The organism is Streptomyces sp. NPDC006872 (assembly GCF_040635845.1).
In the GTDB taxonomy this organism is placed as follows: Bacteria; Actinomycetota; Actinomycetes; order Streptomycetales; family Streptomycetaceae; genus Streptomyces.
Genome location: NZ_JBEYIL010000035.1, coordinates 13,502 through 30,840, shown reverse-complemented (window position 1 = coordinate 30,840; position 17,339 = coordinate 13,502). Strand labels below are relative to the sequence as shown.

Below are 17,339 nucleotides of genomic sequence, written 5' to 3'. Positions count from 1 at the left end.
CGGTATCGGTACTTCTGTCAGCGGCGGCGGTGCAGAGACGGCGTCACCCCGAGGTCACTGCGATCGGGGCACGCTCCCCGTCTGTGCTTTGCGCGTCAACGCAACGAGGGCGGCAGACTTCTCAAATGTCATACGCCGATCCGTTACTCACCTCGGGCTTCGGCCGCCGGACGGTCCTGCCCCATCGGCTGATGCCCGCGCCTAAAACCTAGGACAGCTTCTGAGTGGTCGACGTTCATAAACCAGGCCCTCGGCAGCAACGCCTCGGAGCTCATTGAGGTTTTCTCACTGAAGATTACTTCCAGTGGCAGTTGAGAGGGAGGGCTTTGAGGCCGCCGTGGAGTTTCCGGGCGGACGGGTCGAGAATCCCGTTGAGATCTCCAGGGGCCGGCTGGGCAAGGCGGCCGAAGCGTGCCTCGGCGATGCCCGGTTCGTCCTCGACGGCCTGGGAAGGCGCGGGTGGAATCTCGACAAGGTCGGCATGTTCGGCTAGTCCTTTGGCGGCTTCACCGTCGCTGAGGCCATGCTGGACGATCAGCGGATCGACGCGGGTGTGAACATGCACGGCCATCTCTTCACCGGCCTCGGGAAAGTCGCGGAACGCGGCCTTGACCGCCCGGTCTTCCTGTATGGCAGGCAGGAGGTCGAGCCGGGCAAGACCGTGGAGCACTCGCCCTTCACCTGTTACGACCCGACGTGGGGCCTGTTCTGGAGACACCAGAAGGGACCCAGGCGATCCGCCGTGCCCTGAAGGCGCTGGGGCACATGAGGTTCACCGATATGCAGGTCATCGCGCCGCAGTTGATCGAGCCGTTCGGCTTGCCGGCCGACCGCTGGGTCGGCGCCGTCGGAACCGTCTGTCCTGAGGATTCGGTCGAGCGGCAGCGCGTTGTCCTGCTTGAGTTCTTCCGGTCGATCCTGTCGTGATCGGGCCGCTCGCGCGGAATGCGGCAGTCGTCGCGCTGATCGTTGCCGCGGATCGGTGCGTGGTCACCGATGCGGTGGCGGCGTCGTCCTGGAAGGCTCCGCGGTGTCGCTGCTCCTTCGACTTGGTCAGCGGCCTGGGGGTGCCCTCCTGCGGGGGCGGGGTCGACGGCCGGACGGTCTGTTCGCCGCTCCGCGCGGTCATGGACACCGGCTTGGTGGTGCAGGGCGTGTTGTTCGTAGTGGCGGCTGTGCTGCTGTTCAGCATGGTGGCGGGCGGACTGCGATGGGTGTGTCCGGCGCTGGCAACGGTTCCCGGATGGCCGGCCCGATATCCTGTGCGAAGTATGGACTGGAGGTTCCGGTCGGCGGCGGAGGCCCAGCACCAATGATCGCCGGAGTCACCAGGGGGAGCCCGCAGCATGACCGGCACCACGCAGGCCCTTGGCGGGTCGGCTGCAGTCGACGATGCAGCACGAAGTGTCACGCGCTCGTTCTACGTATACGCCGTGCTCGCCAACACGCTGTTCCAGCGCGGCGTATTCGTCCTCTTCCTTTATCAGCGCGGCTTCTCCGTCGGGCAAGTGGCCCTGCTGCAGACGCTGCTCTACCTGGTCAGCGGACTTGCGGAGTTGCCGACGGGAGTCATCGCCGATCGAATCGGCAGGCGTGCCAGCATCGTGATCGGCCAGGTGCTGATAGCTGGATGTCTGCTCGGTCAGGTGGCGTTCTCCAACTACTGGGTGTTCCTGGCGCTGTTCATCGGGCAGGGCGTGGGCATGGCGTGTGTGTCCGGTTCGGACACCGCCCTGCTGTACGACCTGCTCGTGCGTCGTGGTGCAACGGCCAAGTACGTCAAGATCAAGTCCCGGTTCACCACGCTCGGGACGGTCACTTCGGGAGCCGCCATCGTCCTCGGCGGCCAACTGCAGGAGATTTCCTGGGGAGTCGTCTACGTCGGTTCGGCGGCGTGCCTCGTTCTGGCCGTGGTGGTGCTGATGTCAGGGGTGCCCGAGATCCGCGGCGCGGACGCGGTGGACGAGCAGGACGGGGCCGAGGAGCATGGCGACGCCACAGCATGGCGGGCGATGCTTCGGGTCGCCACGCCGGCGCTCGTGACGCTTGTCGTGGTGTCCGGATTGATGCATGCGACTTTGACGCCGTACATCATCTTTACGCAGAAGACCCTCTCCGATCAGGGAGCGGGCACCGCATGGGTCAGCGTGGTCATAGCGGCGGGATTCTTCGCCGGCGGGCTCACTCCATTGCTGTCGGACCGCGCGGACCGGCGCATCGGGTATCGGGTCATCGTCCCGGTGTCCCTCCTGACGCTCGCCGCGGCACTCGGCCTGAGCGGCCTCGGCCTTGTCCGGGTCACCATCGCCGCGTTCCTGGTCCTGGTCGGGATTCCCGAGATCACCGCCGTGATCGTGGACAACGTGTTCAACGAGGCAGTGCCGTCGCGCCACCGGGCGAGCCTGCTGTCGATGATCGCATTCGTGGAGTCGGCGCTCATCGGCATCGGCTATCTCGTCCTCGGCGCGCTCATGGACGGGCTGGGCTCCAGTGTGGGCATGGCCACCTACGCCGCGGTCCCTCTGCTGGCATGTCTGCTGTGGCTCCCGGTGCTCTTCCGAGGGGCACGGGTGGCCCCCGAGATAGAGAAGCCCGCCGACCAGAAGGCATCCTGAAACAGACCGTCTCGCGCAACGCCCTGCCCGATGGCAGGGGCGCTGCTCGTTGAGGGCCGCTCCCAGTCGGCGACGGAGCTGTCATCGCGACGATCAGCGCCGAACGGGATGGCGGAATGCTGCCTGGTTCGGGGCGCGGGGTCAGCGTCGCCGAAAGCCAGTTGAGTTGGTGCCCTTGATGGGGAAGGGTCTGTGGTCATGGAGTTCTTCTGCTATCACCGTGATCGGCCCGGCTCCCTCGCGTTACGCGAGGAGTTGCTGGAGGAGCACTGGTCCTACATGGACCGGTACGCCAAGGAGCTGATCGCTCGCGGCCCGACCTTCGCCGATGACGGTGAAACACCCACCGGCAGCGTGCACATCGTCGACCTGCCCGATCCCGCCGCCGCCCGCGCGTTCGCCTTCGACGAGCCCAACTACCAGGCCGGCGCGTACCGGGACGTGCTGCTGCGCCGGTGGCGCAACGTGCTGGGGCGCACCATGTGGGATTTCCCCGGCGGCCCGACCGGTGGCAGCCGGTACCTGGTGCTCGGCCTGGGCGAGGGCCCGGCCGCCGACCTTGCCCTGCCGCTCGATGGGGACGATCTGGTCGCGTACGGGCCGCTGCTGTCCGACGACGGCGACACCTGGCTGGGTACGGCGGTGCTGCTCACAGCCCCGGATCCGGACACGGCACGAGCCGTCCTGACAGTGGACCGGTACGCGGACGTCGAGGTCCACGACTGGGAGTTCGGCGGGCGTCGATGAGCAACGAAGGCGCCGGGTTGATGTCGTCTGCGGACCACATTGACCTGGGACAGGAGCGGTGAGGGTGGCGCTGCGGGCGGTTCCACTGGTGGGCGGGCCGGTGGAGTTGCGGGGCGCGCTGGACCTGGAGACCACACAGGCGGGGGTGATGCCGCGCCGGTTGCCCGCGTGGACCAAGGAGCAGTACCAGGACCCGTCGGTCTACGGGGTGAGCGTGATGCCGTCGGGGGTGCGGCTGGTGTTCCGCACCGATGCGCACGCATTGGAGTTTGAGGTACTCACCTCCACCGGCCAGCTCGACTGCGACTCCCGCCCTCGCCCGACCGGGATGCTGGAGTTGCTGGTGGACGGCGCCCTGGCCGGGCGTCAGCAGGCGCCGGTGGGCAACGTGCTGCGGATGGCGGGCCCCGGAGCCGTACAGCGACTCATCCCGGGCGAGCCGGCAACCGTACGGTTCGCCGGGCTGCCGGCCGGCATGAAGGACGTCGAGCTGTGGCTGCCGCAGCAGACCCCGACGGAACTGGTGGCACTGCGCGCTGACGGCGACGTGCTGGCACCGCTGCCGGACGGGCGGCGCCGCTGGGTGCACCACGGCAGTTCCATCAGCCACTGCATCGGGGCTGACGGCCCGACCGGAACCTGGCCGGTGGTGGCAGCTGCGCTCGCAGCAGTGGAGGTGATCAACCTCAGCCAGGCGGGCAACGCGCTGCTGGATCCCTATGTCGCCCGGACGATCCGCGATACGCCCGCCGACCTGATCAGCCTCAAGGTGGGCATCAACATCGTGAGCCTGTCCGCCTTCCGGCTGCGGACGTTCGGCCCGGCGGTACACGGATTCCTGGACACGATCCGAGAGGGACACCCGGACACCCCGCTGCTGTTGATCTCTCCGGTGAGCTGTCCGGCCCTGGAGGAGGCCCCCGGTCCGACCGCGACCGGCCCGGACGGCAGGCTCGCCGCCCTGGGCGACCCGGCCGATGTGGCCGGCGGGGCATTGTCGCTGGCGGTGGTCCGTGCCGAGCTGGCCCGGATAGCTGCGGCACGACAGGCGTCCGATGCCCGCCTCCACTATCTCGACGGACGCGAGCTGCTCGGCCCGGACGAGGCAGATGACCTGGCCGACGGCCTTCACCCCACCGCCGCCGCATACCGGCGCATGGGCAAGCGCTTCGCAGCCCACGCCTTCGCGACCGACGGTCCCTTCCGCTGAGTGAGCTGGGCTCCACACCCTGCACCAGGGGTGGAGCTTCATCGACGAATGGTCCTTCGAGCCCCTCCGGCGGTGGCCCGTGATCCGCCTTCCCGGGGACCGGCTGCTGGTCCTTGAGTCCCGCCACCTGATCAGCCGGGCCTTCGGACGGCTGCCGATCTGGGACGTCGAGTTCCCGCCGCCGGGGCGCACCAAGCCCCCCGGCCACCGCAAGACGGCCGCCCGGGCCGAACAGACCCGGCGCTTCGTGGCGCACTGGCAGTGTTCTTACCGGCGCCTCTACGCGTACCGGAGCAACTCGTCGGCCAGGAGCTGTGCGCGGGCCTGGAATTGCCGTTCGGCCGGTCGGTGGGCAACGAGGGTCTCGGCGGCGCGGGTTGGCGTGATGGCGTAGATATCGGCTCTGCTGTCTACGGTGTTCGGTCACGGAGAGTGCAATCGCTGGTTTTCGTGTCGTGATCAAGGTGTGGGGCGCCGTTCCCTGGAACCGCTCTTCACACGCGCCGTGTCGCCGGCCGGGCGGTGACCGATGAGCGCTTCACCGTAGCGTGATCACGTGCTGGCGTGTCAGGCTGCTGGGCATCCACCTTTCGTCATGTCCATGCTCTGTCAGGCATCGCAGGGAGTTCATCGTGATCGGGGAAGTGCGGCAGTTGGCGTCCGTAGTGGGACGCCGATCGGCCCTGAAGTACGCCGGCTTGGGTTTGGTCGCAGCGGTGCTCAGCGCGTGCGGGGGCGACGAGGGCCGTTCAGGAGTCGCCGGGAACACGGTCGAAGCCTTCGCCAAGGGCAAATGGAAGCTCGCCGCGCAGGGGAGCGAGTGCACTCTCACCGTCGCCGATGGCAAGTGGGACCTGTCGGAGGGAACGGATCTACCCGGCGAGGACGGCCCGCTCACGCGGGAACTGTACGGGACCTACGCTCTCACCGGCGGCGTCCTGGAGGTCTCGGCACAGGAGCGTGAGAACGACGCCGGACCCAAGCGCGGGGTCGGGACGTCACTGCCCTCCCAGGTTTCAGGCTCGGAGTCCTCCACCGTCCAGTGGAGCTACGACACCGACCAAAGCCAGGTCCCCATCACCTGGGATGGCAAGAAGCTGGTGCTGGTGTTCAACAACTACGACGGCCCATTGGTCATCACTGCGGAGCGCGTTTGACGGATCGCTACCGCCCGACCAGCCGAACGCCTGCTCGGCGCGGCCAGGCCTCGGTTCCATGGGGCGTCGGCGACCTTGCGGGGGTTGTGCGGAGACCGAGTCCGCCGGGGCCTACGCCAGATCCAGTACCGGCCCACCATCATCACTGGCTGCCTCATGGGCACCGGCCTCGCCATGAGCCCGACATCACGCATTAATCCTCAGCAGCGAGTCAGCGCTTGAGTTGGCGGGGCTGAGCGTGCCAGTTGGCGGGCTCGGTCAGGGAGCGGGGACGGGACCGCCCGGCCGGAACCGCTCCACCCCGACGATGTGCCGCACCTTGACCGGGCGCACGATCACCGCGACCCGCTGCTCCCCCGGCATGACCCACTCGAACCGCTCGCTGCCCAGGTACTTGCGGGCCAGCCGGTCCATCCGGTGGTGCGCCTCCTCGCCCTCGATGAAGCGGGTCACCTCCCCGCTGATCTGCACCCGGTCGAAGGGATTGGCGGCGTCCGCATGGGAGAGGTAGACGCGGGGGTCGCGGCGCAGGTTCTCCTCCTTCACCCGGCCCACCGAGGTGTTGAACGTCAGCTCCCCCTCGCCCTCCAGGTCCACCCACATCGGGCTGACTTGCGGCGCTCCGTCGGCGAACACGGTGCCGACGTACCAGATGTTGGCGGCTTGCAGCCGGGCGCGGACGGCCTCGTCAAATATCGCAGTCATCCCGAGAGGCTAACAACCGTGATCAGCGGGCGTCTCGGGGAGCCGTGGATCCGCCAACTGGAGCGCTCAGTCACACTTCCAGGTTCGGGCCCTTGCTGCTGCTCCTGGCTTTGCCGAGCCTGTGAGACAGGGACTGCCAGACCCCGCTCCTAGGATGCGGCCCGTGGATCGAGACTGGATGCGACAGCCGCTTGAGGCGTTTGGCGACCTGGCCCTGCGCTACGAGCGCAGTACAAGGCCGGGCGACTACGTGGGTGATCCGGCGCTGTATGAGCAGCTGCACCGCGCAGAGCCCACGGTCAAGCAGATCCTGCGGCTCCTGGACCCGCAGCTTGCCGAAAAGATCAACCTCGATCAGATGGCGGGCGAAGCCATGGCCCGCCATGAGGTTCACCGGGGCCTGGGCATTCTGGCCGACATGGACGAATGGGCCGCCCGTCTCGTACCAGATGCACCCACTCTGCCCGCCGACCAGTTCCAACCCTGGGTGTGGGAGCCGGCCGCCCCCCTGTGGGGCGCAGAGGCCCGGCAGGACGCCGTCCTGGCTGCTGCCCGCACGGTCAACCGCCGACTCCAGCAGAAGCTGGGGCGCCACGACATCGGCGAGATGGACTTGTGCATGCAGGCCTTCGACATGAAGGACCCTGTCGCAGGGAAACCGCGCCTGCGGTTCGACGGCGACCGCAACACACCTACGTGGCGTGCCCGCCAGGAAGGCGCCAAGTACCTCGCGGCCGGTGCCTTCCTCGCCCTGCGGAACGTTGCCGCTCACGAGGATGAGGTGACCTGGACCGAACAGGAGGCGTTGGAGCACCTGGCGACCTTGAGCGTCCTCGCCCGCTGGATCGAGCAGTGCACTGTGGAGCGCGCCGCCTAGAGCCAAATCTCGTGCTCGTTGCGGTGGTGAGGCCACGGCCGCCCGGCCTGCCGTGTGGCGAGGACGTGTTTGATGCCCGCGGCCCATGAGCCTGGTTGCAGTAGCTCAATCAGATAGCGGTCCAGCTCGGATCGGCGCATCTGCAGCGTCCATCCCGGCGTCATCGTCAGACCGCCCTGAAGGGCCATGGACCGCAGCTGTTCCTGCTGGTGGATCTCCATGATGACCTCGCCCTGCTGGAGGTCCGCATTGCCCGACGGGCGGACCCAGCGCGTCCAGGCCGGCGGCCTGTAGCAGGCGGGTCAGTACGGGACCGGAGGTCTCCACGGTCGCCACGGCGTAGTCGCCGATCAGCCGGGCGCAGGCCACCGGATGCAGCGGGTAGTTCGCCCAGGGCACCCGCAGCGGGTCGCGTGCCGTGCTGTCCAGACTGGTGGCGTTGATGTTGTAGTCCTCCCGGCCGGCCGCGATCCCTGCCCGTTGCAGGGGGCTGTCGGCGGCGTGCTGAAGACGCTCGTTGAACTGCTTGGAGGACATGCCCTGCTGGACGCATCCGTACTGGTCGACGACGAACAGGGCCCGGCTGCCGGGCACCGGCGTGGCGTAGATGCCGTCGGTTGCGGCCCGCTCCAGGGCGTCGCGCAGCACGTCCAGGTGCGTGTGCAGCGGTGGCGATGAGTGGGCTTCCGTTCCGATCATCGTCACGGAGGTGCGATGGTATGGATCCTAAAGCCCTGGGCCCGGCCGGACTGAAGAGGATTCCCGAACGGGATGTCAGTCTGCGCGCTATCAGGTGGCTCGCTGAGGTCGATATCGGTCGTGCGGCGCTGGAGGAGCGCTGGGGCAGTCCGCAGACCGTCCACGACGACCTTGCGGAGTGGATCTGCTTCGCCTTCTCTCCCGCAGAAGGGGAAGCCTTCTTCCTGCAGCGGGAAGCGGACCGTCCTCCTACGCCTCGGTTCGGCGTCAGCGTGACCAGGGGGCTCTTCTCCGAGGGCGACGCCGCTCGGATCGTTGAGGCTCTGGGGATCTCTGGGGATCTCTGGGGTGCGGGTGACTCAGGTGAACGCCGAGACAGACCCGTAGCATCCGGGCGCCCGGCGCGGACCTCGCTCCCAAGGAGCGTTCGCTCTGGGCGCGCGGCTCGCCGCCGTTGGCGGCATGTTGCTGACACTGTGAGGGCGGTTGCCGGTAGTTCGTTGAATCCGGCGCGTGCAGCCTGCTGCACGCGCCTCCTCACACCCCCGCCGACCATTTCGCCTGCGGCCGGTCCGATCCGGTCTTTCGCAGGGAACCCGCAGCTGGCCGCTGCTCTCGTGGCCCGTGGGAAGGAGGCCGGCTTCTACTGTCTGCGGTGGCTGGCGACTGCGCCTACTCGGTCGACGACGACTGGTGTCTGGCACTGAGCGAGGCAGGTCTGGCCTTTGCGGGTGGTGCTCAGGCGTCCCAACGGTGTTGGGCCCCGGTCGATCAGCTGTGCACTCCTGCTGAGGCCGCCCATGCCCTGGCCTGGCGGGATGTCAAGCGTCCCGGCAACTGGACGCCCTTTGAATGTCACTTCCGCGACGGGCACACCGAGACCTGGCTGTTGACACACGCCTGGTCGTGGCTGCCGCCCGCCCGGCTCCCGGCAACTGGGCCGATGCCCCTTGTGTGGCGCGACTGCGGCCCGCCGGACCAGTGCCGGGGCGTCACCGTGCTCGGCGACGGCGCCTACATCGACACGGGCCTTGTCGTCGCGCAGCGCAAACGCACCGGCAGGTCCCTGCTGGCCGGCGAGGAAGCCGACAACGCGGAGCGTCGCCGGGTCCGCGCACGGGTCGAGGATGCGGTCGGCCGGCTGAAGAACTACAGGATCCTGCGTGATTGCCGACGGCACGGTGAAGGTCTCCACCGCGCGGTCCGAGCCGTCGCGCGCATGCACGACCTCGCCCTGGCCGTGTGATCAGCACAGCCGCGGCCGGGCCATGGCCTGCGAATTCACGGCCTTCTGTCGGACGCTTCAGGTCCGGTGGTGTGCGGCGGTCACTTCAGTTGAGATGTGGGGGTGCTGGGCATCTCGGTTGGTGTGGTTCCGGGTGAGTGGGTGCCGGGTGCTGTCTTGGGTGATCTGGTCCGGTTCGGCAGGCGGTCGGGGCTGGTTGGTAGAGCGCCCGGGTCGGCAGTCCCGCTCTGACGTCTGCTCGGCGTCGGCGAGGTGGGTCCGGAAGAAGTCGGTCAGTTTTTCGGCCGCGGGCCCGACGTACGGCTCCTTGTCGTAGAGATCGACGTGGCTGGCGCCGTGGATCCAGTGGAGTTCCTTCGGCGGGCGGGCGTTCTGGAACGCTTCCACGCTCATCCAGGAGGTCACCGCCTCGCGTCCGACGATCATGAGAAGCGGGCGCGGCGCGATCAGGTGGACGAAGCGGAAGGCGTCGAAGAAGGCCATGCGGTCGACGCTGGACCAGGTGAAGGACTTCGCCGAGCGTGGGTGCTGGGCGCGGTCGGAGCAGTAGTACTTGTAGCCCTCCACGGCATGGGGGCCTCCCAGAGCGCGGGCCTGCTCGGCCGTGTCGGGGAAGAGCGGGAAGGTCTGGACTCTCTCACCGCGGGCCTCGGCAGTGCGTGCGGCCGCGGCCGTGGCGAGCATGCGCGGGAAGACTGCCGGGTCCTGGGCGCCGTCGGCGCCGTCGCGGAACTGGCGGGCGATGTCTACGGTGCTGACGGCGCCGACGGCCTTGATCCGGTGGTCGGACGCCGTCGAGGCGAGGACGTAGCCGCCGGAGGCGCAGATGCCCAACGCCCCGATACGGTCGGCGTCGACATCGTCGCAGGTGGCAAGGAATGAGACTGCGGCCTTGACGTCCTCGACGCGCTGGGCTGGGTCCTCCAGGCCACGCGGCTCGCCCTCGCTCTCGCCTTGGTAGGCGGCGTCGAACGCGAGGGCGACGAAGCCCTGCTCGGCCAGGCGCTGCGCGTACAGGCCGGCGGCCTGCTCCTTCACACCGCTGCCGGGGTGGCTGACGACGATCGCCGGGCGCGGGCCGGCGGCCCCGTCGTCCGGCGTGTACAGGTGGCCGGCGAGCTTCAGGCCGGCACTGGGAAAGGTGACGTCGGTCCTCACGGCGGTGCTCCAGTCGCAAAGGGACAGGCTCGCGACGGGCGGGCTCCGGTGGCCTCCTGCCGGCGGCCGCACATCCACGGTGGCCTCGGCGCGTGGGGGGGTACCAGGGAGGGTGCTGCCTATGCACGCCGGTACCAGGCGCGCGGCTGTACGCCTGCGGACACTTGAGCCATGGAACTCCAGGAACTCCAGGACGACGCTTCCGGCGGCAACGAGCTCGGCGACTTCCTGCGCTCCCGCCGTGCCGCCCTCGATCCGCACCAGGTCGGCCTTCCCGACGACGGCCGTCCGCGCCGGGTACCGGGTTTGCGCCGCGAGGAGCTGGCCCAGCTCGCACACGTGAGCATCGACTACATCGTCCGCCTGGAGCAGGGGCGCACCCGCCGGGTCTCCCGCCCGGTCCTCGACGCGCTCGCCGACGCACTGCAACTCGCTCCGGACGAACGCGCCTACCTCTTCACCGTCGCCGACGTCACCCCCGGCGCTCCCACGCCGGGACCGGGCAGGCCGCAGGTCGACCCGCAGCTGCAGCAACTGCTCTCGACCATGCACGACATCCCGGCCATGGTTCTCAACCGGCGCCTGGACGTCCTGGCCTGGAACCGGGGCGCGGCCGCCCTGCTCACCGACTTCGGCGCGCTCGCCCCGGCCGAACGCAACTTGATCCGGCTGACCTTCCTCGACGACGCCTACCGGGCGCTGTACGCGGACTGGCCGCGAGCCGCACACGAGTGCGTGGCCGTTCTCCGCATGGAAGCCGGCCGCCACCCCAAGGATCAGGCCCTCGCCGCGCTGGTCGGCGAGTTGAGCATGCGCGACCCGGACTTCCGCACCTGGTGGGCCGGCCACCGGGTCCGCGGGCCGCGGCAGCTCACCAAGACCTACCTCCACCCCGTCGCGGGCAGCATCACCCTGGACGTCCAGCAGTTCTCCGTCGACACGCAACCTGACCAGCAACTGGTCGCATACACAGCCCCATCCGGCTCTCCCTCCCGGGAAGCACTGCGCTTCCTCCTCCAGTGGGCGGCTCGTCCCGACCGGGCGGACGACGGGCCAGCCGCACAAGACAGTCACCGCAGGAAGTGATCGGGCGGTGCGCCCCTGGGCAGTGCAACCGCCGCGAGCTCGCCCCCCCGCCGCTCTCGGCCCTGCGCTGAGGGGGCGGACACGTCGCGGAGCATGAGGGCCTGTACGCGGAAGGCATCACTCAACGAGCGACAGCCCGCTTCGAACACGTCGGCGAACCAGATCCCCTGAGCGCACGAGCGAATAGGACCAGATCACCCGAGACGGGGACCAGATCCTTGGAGTCAGGACACTCAATGTCCCTTGTCATGCAATGCAGTCGTCGTGTCGTCGAATGCAGTCGAAGGTCTTCTTGGACCTGGGCGTGCCAGGATGCCGGGGGCACGACCGCCGGCATGTCGACGGGGCAGGAGCCGGCCATGATCGGTGGTGCACATGTCATCCTCTACAGCCAGGACGCCGAGGCGGACCGCGCCTTTCTCCGTGACGTCCTCGGCTTTCCCAGCGTCGACGCGGGCGGCGGCTGGCTCATCTTCAAACTGCCCCCGGCCGAGGTGGCCGTGCACCCGACCGACGGTCCGCCGCAGCACGAGTTCTTCCTGATGTGCGACGGCCTTGATGCCCGGCTCGGCGAGTTCCGCGCGCAGGGTGTCGAGATCACCTGTCCGGTCAGCGAGCGGCGCTGGGGCAGACTGACTGCGATCCGGCTCCCCGGCGGCGCCGAACTCCCGCTGTACGAACTGCTACACCCCATCGCCCACAGCCCCTGGTCCGCCTGAAGGTTGTGACGTCGAACATGAAGAGGCTCAGCCGCTCGGCGTTGCCGGCTCTGCCGACGGTGGGGTGCGCGATCCGCGGCCCCGCACGGCGGCTTCTCGGTGATGGCCAACCAGCTCCGTCACTGGCGATGTCAGTGCATCCCTCTACGCTCTGGACCTGTGACGACAGCAGCATTGTCCGGAGCGGTCTACCCCTGGGCGCGGCAGACGGTACCGCTGGGAGACTGGGCACCTGGCCGAGACCAGAGCAGCGCGCCTGCCGCGGAAGGAGACCACGGCAGGCGGCTGGAGGAGCTACGGGACGTGCCGGTGCTCGCCCTGTTCGGAGAGCGGGGCGCGGGCAAGTCAGTGGCGCTTGTGCAGGAGCACACGGGCAGCCGATCACTCACCGTTACGACTCCTCGGTCCTCGACACGATCGCAGCGTCCTGCTGCCTCCACTGGCGCGTCACCGGCGCAGCGCAGCACAGACCAAGCACATCGACGGCGCATGACACTCCGTTACCGCTTCACGAAAATCTTGGCAGAACCCATCGAGAACCCGGCCTCGTCGGCGAAGACGGTCCAGGCGCCGAGCGCCGCCGCGGTGGTTCCACGACCGGCCAGGTTTCCTTCACCCACGTCGCGACCGAGTTGTCGTCGCACTGCACCGCCCTGCGAGCCGGGACCTGGGGCGGACCAGCCGTGCCGGTGCAGCAACAGGCACACCCCAGGCCTGGTGTAGCTCCTGTGGAACATCCGCCCGATCAGCGTCCGGATCCGCGCGAGCGTCCAGCGCTCGTCAGGCCAGCCGTGCGCCACCGCCCCCAACGCCAGCGCCGCCTCCAGCTTCACGAACAGCTCGTCGCTGAGCTCGGGCAGGGACGCCAGCCCCTTCGAGACCAGTCCCGCCTCACCCCGCCCGGCCCACTCGCGCCGCCAGCGCTGCACCGAGCGCACATGCACCCGCAGCACCTTCGCCACCTCGGCGTTGTCACTACCGGCCGCGCGCGTCCAGACGGATCTGCTCGCGAAATGCCCTCCGCTCGGCAGTCAGCCCACCACCCTGCGCGTACCTCATGACCGCGGTGTACCGCGACGATCACGACCTGTCAGCACCCCACGACATCATGCATTACAAGTCAGTAGTTAGCGTTGCCGTAGCTTCAACTATTTCGCCGATTCACTCGACCACAGTAGTTCGGCGCGACCTGGGCTGACTGAAGGCCGAATGTGATCCCATGGACATTCGGCCTTGGGTGATAGTCGAGCCGCCTGACAGCCGCGGCCTTCGTAAGATCACTATCAACGGCAGCATGGTGGGCAGCGCATGGTCCCTCCGCGACCTGCGCAAGGCACTCCGTCGTCTCGGCTACCCGGACGACATGGACAACGAGTCCTGCGTCTACTGGCGTGGTGGCGACAGCAACGCATGGCCCGATAAGGGCTGGAGACGGCGTTCGGTCATTGGCTTCATGATCGTGGGGCTGCTGAGCTCGATGACACTGCACGCAGTCATCGGCTGGCCGGATGCCGTGGGGGTTCCGTCCGGGTCAAGCCCGTAGCTCCACATGCTGAAGACGTCTCTTGCGGTTCCGCCCCAGGCTTTCCCGGCGTTGAGGGCGCGTTTGACGGTGTCTTCGGCGCGGGCATCGTCTCCGGCCGCTGTCAGGAGCAGGAAGAGTTCGATGAGGGCTTGCGGATGACCGGTCTCGTCGGCCTGGTTGAGCGCCTGTTCCGCGCCGGGTAGATCACCGGTCGCTCGGCGGATCCGGGCCATCTCGAAAAAGGCGGTCGGCTCGCCTCTGCCAGCGCCTTCTGCCAGGAGTTGCTCGGCGCCCTCGCGGTCTCCGGCAGTGTGGCGGAGACGGGCAAGCTGGATGACGGCCCACTGATGACCAGCCGCAGCCGCATTGGTGAGGAACCGCTCAGCGCCTTGAAGGTCCCCGGCCTGCTGCCGGCGACGGGCGAGTTCGACAACGGCCCATGGCTTGCCAGCCTCGGCAGCTTGGGAGAGCCGGTCTGCCGCCGGATCGTCCCGGGCTCCCGGCCGGCGGGGAAGCGGTGCAGCATCCGCCTCGGCCGAGACCTCAGCGGGACGGGGGAGCGGGCCTCTCACCTTCCGGCGGACACGCCGCATGCGCTCGCTGCTCAGGATCTCTTGGGCTATGGCATCCCCGGCGTCGGCAGCCTGGCTCAACAGGCGTTCGGCACCCTCCACATCACCGGCCGCACGGCGAAGGCCCGCAAGGTCGATGAGGGCTGGCGTATCGCCGGCATCGGCGGCCGTGGTCAACAGCTGCTCGGCAGTCGTGACGTCTCCCGCTTTCTCACGGAGCGCCGCGAGTTCCCTGAGCGCGCGCGGGTCACCGCTGGCGGCGGGCTGGGCCAGGAGCACCTCGGCACCGTGCCGGTCACCGGAGCCCAGACGGAGATCGACGAGCTCGAACAGGGCATCACGGCTTCCCTGCTCGGCGGCTTCGCTGAGCAGTTCTGCCGCCCCTTCCCTGTCGCCTGCACCCTGGCGGAAGCCGACCTGCCGCTTGAGCGCGAACCAGGGATCCACGCGCTCGTAGAGGTGATAGGCCCATTGAAGCCGGTGCCGCGTTTCCGCGGCGTGGGCGAGCCTGCCGAGGTCCTGGACATCGGTGAGGTGGTGGTGCGCGGCCTCCCAGAAGGAGGCGGGCGGGCACAGGCAGCGGCGTTCTGCGCGGCCGTGCTGTTCGAGATAGTCGGCCAGCCGGTAGACGACGCCGTGAGTGGTGTCCCGATCCCGAGGAGCACCGGGAGCGCGGCGGGAGGGACGCCGCCGGGCACGCTGCAAAGGGGCGAGCCGTCCGTGCACGGGTGCCGCGAGTTCCGCCAGAGCCTTCTCCGCCCAGTCCGGACTCAGTGCGTCGTACTCGCGGTCGGTGAGGTAGTCGGCGGCGTCGGTGAGAAACGCCAGCGGAAGGTGGAGGACGACGCCAAACCGACGGGCGTCCATCGCGGCATGAAGAACGGCACGCGCCGGCGCACTGGCGGTGCGGAAGCGGTGCAGCAGCTCGGGCGCACCGGCCAGGTCCTGCGTGATGCGCCCTGCTTCGGCACGTTGCAATGCGGCAGAGAGCACCCGGTCACCGGCCGCTGCAAGGTCACGGGCCGCCGACTGCTCGGCGTCGTCGAATGCATCGGGCACGGGGACGGTCCGTCCTGCCAGCAACGCACGGACCTGCGCGTAGCGGTCCGGCTCTCCCGGAAAAGGGAGCGTTGTGTAGGCGCGGTCGTATTCGGGCCAGAGGGTTCCCAGCACCAAGACCGGCCCGACACCCGGGTCGGTGAGCAAGGAGCGGACCGCGGCGGCGATGTCCGGACCCTTTTGGGCGTCACCCAGATAGTGCTGGGCTTCATTGAGCCACAACACAGTGCGCGGCCCCACACGCCGGATGACGGCCGGGACGGGCAGACCTCCCACGTGGGGGGACGGGGTCCTGCGCCAGGTCTGCGGTGACGACGAGCAGCAGGAGAGAGACCCTCAGGAGTGTGAACGGGACCCTGGTTGAACTGCGTGCGCTTTCCCTTCGTTTGGGTCAGTCTTACTGTCTTCCGTGCATGCGGAACGGGCGGCTTCGTGGGCTGGCGGTCCGGCCGAAGAACGACACGCTTGACGCAGGCGCACCTTGCCGGTCGGGCGCCGCCGCCCCGCTCCAGCGATCCGTAACCACGACACCGGCAAGGCCCCGACCGGGGAAACGCGGCCTGGGACGGTGCAGTCCTGTGCCTGCCTTGACGACGAGGAGACGCGTCGGAACCACCAAGGGCCAGCGCTCACGCGCAGCAGATCACGGCATCTCGGAGCCCGTTTCCGCCACGGCGCCCGGCCCCTTCCACCACGCATACGAGCAGCGCTTCGTGTGAGAATCGTACGGCCGGGCCCCGGCACGCCTTGCCGGCCCGGACAAGACCTGCGTCGAGCCCTTCGCAGGAATCCGGCCTCAAGGGGTCACTGCCGGCTGGTGCGTGCGACGAACGCGGCTCGGCCCTCTCCCGGCTTGTCGCCGATGCGGGCTTGTGTCTGGGAGATCAGGCATCGCAGTGTCAGGTCTGCGAGGCTTTCGATGAAGTGGCGGCCCGCTAGAACGGATCCGGGCGGGTGCGCCTCCCGCGTGCTGACCCACTCCATCAGGACGCCGGCGGCATTGCGTGCCTCCCACGGCTGGTCCATCGCGCTGTGCGTCTGGCGGCCTCCGGTCGCCCGGGTCCAGATCTGGTCGTGACTCTCGCGCACTTCCTCGCGCAGGGCTGCCAACTCCGCTCCGCTGAGGCGTGCCAGCTTGTCGATGCGCTCCTCGGGCGACGTCTCCTGCTGCCGGGCCATCTGCGAGACGTGGCAGGCGGCCGCGTAGTCCCAGACCGCAAGGCAGTCCTCGGCCGCGTTGCAGTCGAGATGCAGGGCTGCCGTGAGGTCGGTCATGAACGCCCGGTCCTCTTGCGGCAGTTTCCGCATCTCCAGGCCGACCAGCACGCCCAGCAGCCGTGCGTCGACCTCTTCCCGCGTCGAGCGGGCCAGGTCGGGCAGGCGGCGCAGATTGACGCGCATCTGGCGTATCGCCCTGCCGTTCTCGGCCAGGGAGATCTTCGCTTCGGCCTCGGCCGCTTCGTACTCGCTGTCCATCTCGGCGGCCCACTCGGGGGGAACCTGCGTCTGTACCCGCTGGACCTCGTCCTCGTGCTCTGCACGGCGTGTGAAGTAGGTGCGGGCGAGGGCGATCTTGAGCGCAAGCTCCGGGACGTCGGCCCCGGAGAAGAAGGCGAGCAGCGCCACGTCGTCATAGGAGCGTCCGGGGCCGGCGTGCCGGGCCAGGGCGCACACCAGATCCCCGGTCCCCTCCGGATAACAGGCTTGGCTTCCTCCATGTCCCGTGCGCCGGATGTCCGGGCGCGGGATGAGGCCGTGACGGCGCCAGCGCTCCAACTGGCTGGCGCTGACCGGGAAACCGGACGCCGCAGCCTGGGCCATGAGCGCCAGGTCGGCGCGACTAGGTGCAGTTCGTGGCATGACAGGACGCTAGCGTCGAGGCCGTCGTGTCCGGCCCCAGCCGCTGCGGGGGCCATACACGACGCCTGCCCCGAACAATGACGGGCGCCGTTAAGGCGCGCCCT

The 17,339-nt window shown here is 68.8% G+C and carries 13 protein-coding genes and 3 pseudogenes; 9 read left to right on the top strand and 7 right to left on the bottom strand.

Annotated elements, in window-relative coordinates; translation table 11 throughout:
• Positions 1-295: 295 nt before the first annotated feature.
• Positions 296-670: a hypothetical protein gene (locus tag ABZ725_RS50445; RefSeq protein ID WP_358809117.1), complete on the bottom strand. Its 375-nt coding sequence runs from the start codon at positions 668-670 to the stop codon at positions 296-298.
• Between the two features lie 95 nt (positions 671-765).
• Here ABZ725_RS50445 and ABZ725_RS50440 point away from each other — a divergent pair, with 95 nt between their 5' ends.
• From ABZ725_RS50440 to ABZ725_RS50420, 5 genes are all read left to right on the top strand, one after another.
• Positions 766-927, top strand: a complete 162-nt coding sequence (locus ABZ725_RS50440) for a hypothetical protein (protein WP_358809116.1) — start codon at positions 766-768, stop codon at positions 925-927.
• A gap of 419 nt (positions 928-1,346) precedes the next feature.
• The gene (locus ABZ725_RS50435) at positions 1,347-2,615 is read left to right on the top strand and encodes an MFS transporter (RefSeq protein WP_358809115.1); all 1,269 of its coding nucleotides are present in this window, start codon (positions 1,347-1,349) and stop codon (positions 2,613-2,615) included.
• A gap of 198 nt (positions 2,616-2,813) precedes the next feature.
• Positions 2,814-3,362, top strand: coding sequence for a YciI family protein (locus tag ABZ725_RS50430; RefSeq protein ID WP_358809114.1), 549 nt, complete (start codon positions 2,814-2,816; stop codon positions 3,360-3,362).
• A gap of 58 nt (positions 3,363-3,420) precedes the next feature.
• Positions 3,421-4,572, top strand: a complete 1,152-nt coding sequence (locus ABZ725_RS50425) for a GDSL-type esterase/lipase family protein (protein ID WP_358809113.1) — start codon at positions 3,421-3,423, stop codon at positions 4,570-4,572.
• A 632-nt stretch (positions 4,573-5,204) separates the two neighbouring features.
• Entirely contained in the window at positions 5,205-5,729 is a 525-nt protein-coding gene (locus ABZ725_RS50420) for a hypothetical protein (protein WP_358809112.1), read from the top strand.
• Between the two features lie 258 nt (positions 5,730-5,987).
• Here the strand turns inward: ABZ725_RS50420 and ABZ725_RS50415 are convergent, their stop codons facing one another.
• The gene (locus ABZ725_RS50415; RefSeq protein ID WP_358809111.1) at positions 5,988-6,434 is read right to left on the bottom strand and encodes a TIGR03618 family F420-dependent PPOX class oxidoreductase; all 447 of its coding nucleotides are present in this window, start codon (positions 6,432-6,434) and stop codon (positions 5,988-5,990) included.
• Positions 6,435-6,597: 163 nt separating this feature from the next.
• Here ABZ725_RS50415 and ABZ725_RS50410 point away from each other — a divergent pair, with 163 nt between their 5' ends.
• Positions 6,598-7,311 carry a TIGR02391 family protein gene (locus ABZ725_RS50410; RefSeq protein WP_358809110.1) on the top strand — a complete coding sequence of 238 codons (714 nt, stop codon included), beginning with the start codon at positions 6,598-6,600 and terminating at the stop codon, positions 7,309-7,311.
• A gap of 105 nt (positions 7,312-7,416) precedes the next feature.
• On the opposite strand, the gene ABZ725_RS50405 is transcribed toward ABZ725_RS50410, so the two are convergent.
• Positions 7,417-8,016: a hypothetical protein gene (locus ABZ725_RS50405; RefSeq protein WP_358809109.1), complete on the bottom strand. Its 600-nt coding sequence runs from the start codon at positions 8,014-8,016 to the stop codon at positions 7,417-7,419.
• A gap of 885 nt (positions 8,017-8,901) precedes the next feature.
• On the opposite strand from ABZ725_RS50405, the pseudogene ABZ725_RS50400 reads away from it, so the two are divergent.
• Positions 8,902-9,256: pseudogene (locus tag ABZ725_RS50400) on the top strand (transposase family protein); the annotation flags it as partial.
• A gap of 249 nt (positions 9,257-9,505) precedes the next feature.
• On the opposite strand, the pseudogene ABZ725_RS50395 reads toward ABZ725_RS50400, so the two are convergent.
• Positions 9,506-10,414: pseudogene (locus tag ABZ725_RS50395) on the bottom strand (alpha/beta hydrolase); the annotation flags it as partial.
• Between the two features lie 171 nt (positions 10,415-10,585).
• Here ABZ725_RS50395 and ABZ725_RS50390 point away from each other — a divergent pair.
• Both ABZ725_RS50390 and ABZ725_RS50385 read left to right on the top strand, forming a co-directional pair.
• Complete coding sequence (locus tag ABZ725_RS50390) at positions 10,586-11,500, top strand: helix-turn-helix transcriptional regulator (protein ID WP_358809108.1); 915 nt, start codon at positions 10,586-10,588, stop codon at positions 11,498-11,500.
• A gap of 359 nt (positions 11,501-11,859) precedes the next feature.
• Positions 11,860-12,219 carry an extradiol dioxygenase gene (locus tag ABZ725_RS50385; protein WP_358809107.1) on the top strand — a complete coding sequence of 120 codons (360 nt, stop codon included), beginning with the start codon at positions 11,860-11,862 and terminating at the stop codon, positions 12,217-12,219.
• Positions 12,220-12,727: 508 nt separating this feature from the next.
• On the opposite strand, the pseudogene ABZ725_RS50380 reads toward ABZ725_RS50385, so the two are convergent.
• From ABZ725_RS50380 to ABZ725_RS50370, 3 genes and pseudogenes are all read right to left on the bottom strand, one after another.
• Positions 12,728-13,278, bottom strand: a pseudogene (locus ABZ725_RS50380) (winged helix-turn-helix domain-containing protein).
• Positions 13,279-13,602: 324 nt separating this feature from the next.
• Entirely contained in the window at positions 13,603-15,615 is a 2,013-nt protein-coding gene (locus tag ABZ725_RS50375) for a hypothetical protein (protein WP_358809106.1), read from the bottom strand.
• 564 nt (positions 15,616-16,179) lie between these two features.
• Entirely contained in the window at positions 16,180-17,235 is a 1,056-nt protein-coding gene (locus ABZ725_RS50370) for a hypothetical protein (RefSeq protein WP_358809105.1), read from the bottom strand.
• Between the last annotated feature and the right edge of the window lie 104 nt (positions 17,236-17,339).

What these genes read in the sequence shown, in the direction of transcription:
- ABZ725_RS50440 (WP_358809116.1), top strand. Translation starts at nt 766, where the DNA reads ATGAGGTTCACCGATATGCAGGTCATCGCGCCGCAGTTGATCGAGCCG.
- ABZ725_RS50435 (WP_358809115.1), top strand. Translation starts at nt 1,347, where the DNA reads ATGACCGGCACCACGCAGGCCCTTGGCGGGTCGGCTGCAGTCGACGAT.
- ABZ725_RS50430 (WP_358809114.1), top strand. Translation starts at nt 2,814, where the DNA reads ATGGAGTTCTTCTGCTATCACCGTGATCGGCCCGGCTCCCTCGCGTTA.
- ABZ725_RS50415 (WP_358809111.1), bottom strand. Translation starts at nt 6,434, where the DNA reads ATGACTGCGATATTTGACGAGGCCGTCCGCGCCCGGCTGCAAGCCGCC.
- ABZ725_RS50390 (WP_358809108.1), top strand. Translation starts at nt 10,586, where the DNA reads ATGGAACTCCAGGAACTCCAGGACGACGCTTCCGGCGGCAACGAGCTC.
- ABZ725_RS50385 (WP_358809107.1), top strand. Translation starts at nt 11,860, where the DNA reads ATGATCGGTGGTGCACATGTCATCCTCTACAGCCAGGACGCCGAGGCG.
- ABZ725_RS50370 (WP_358809105.1), bottom strand. Translation starts at nt 17,235, where the DNA reads ATGCCACGAACTGCACCTAGTCGCGCCGACCTGGCGCTCATGGCCCAG.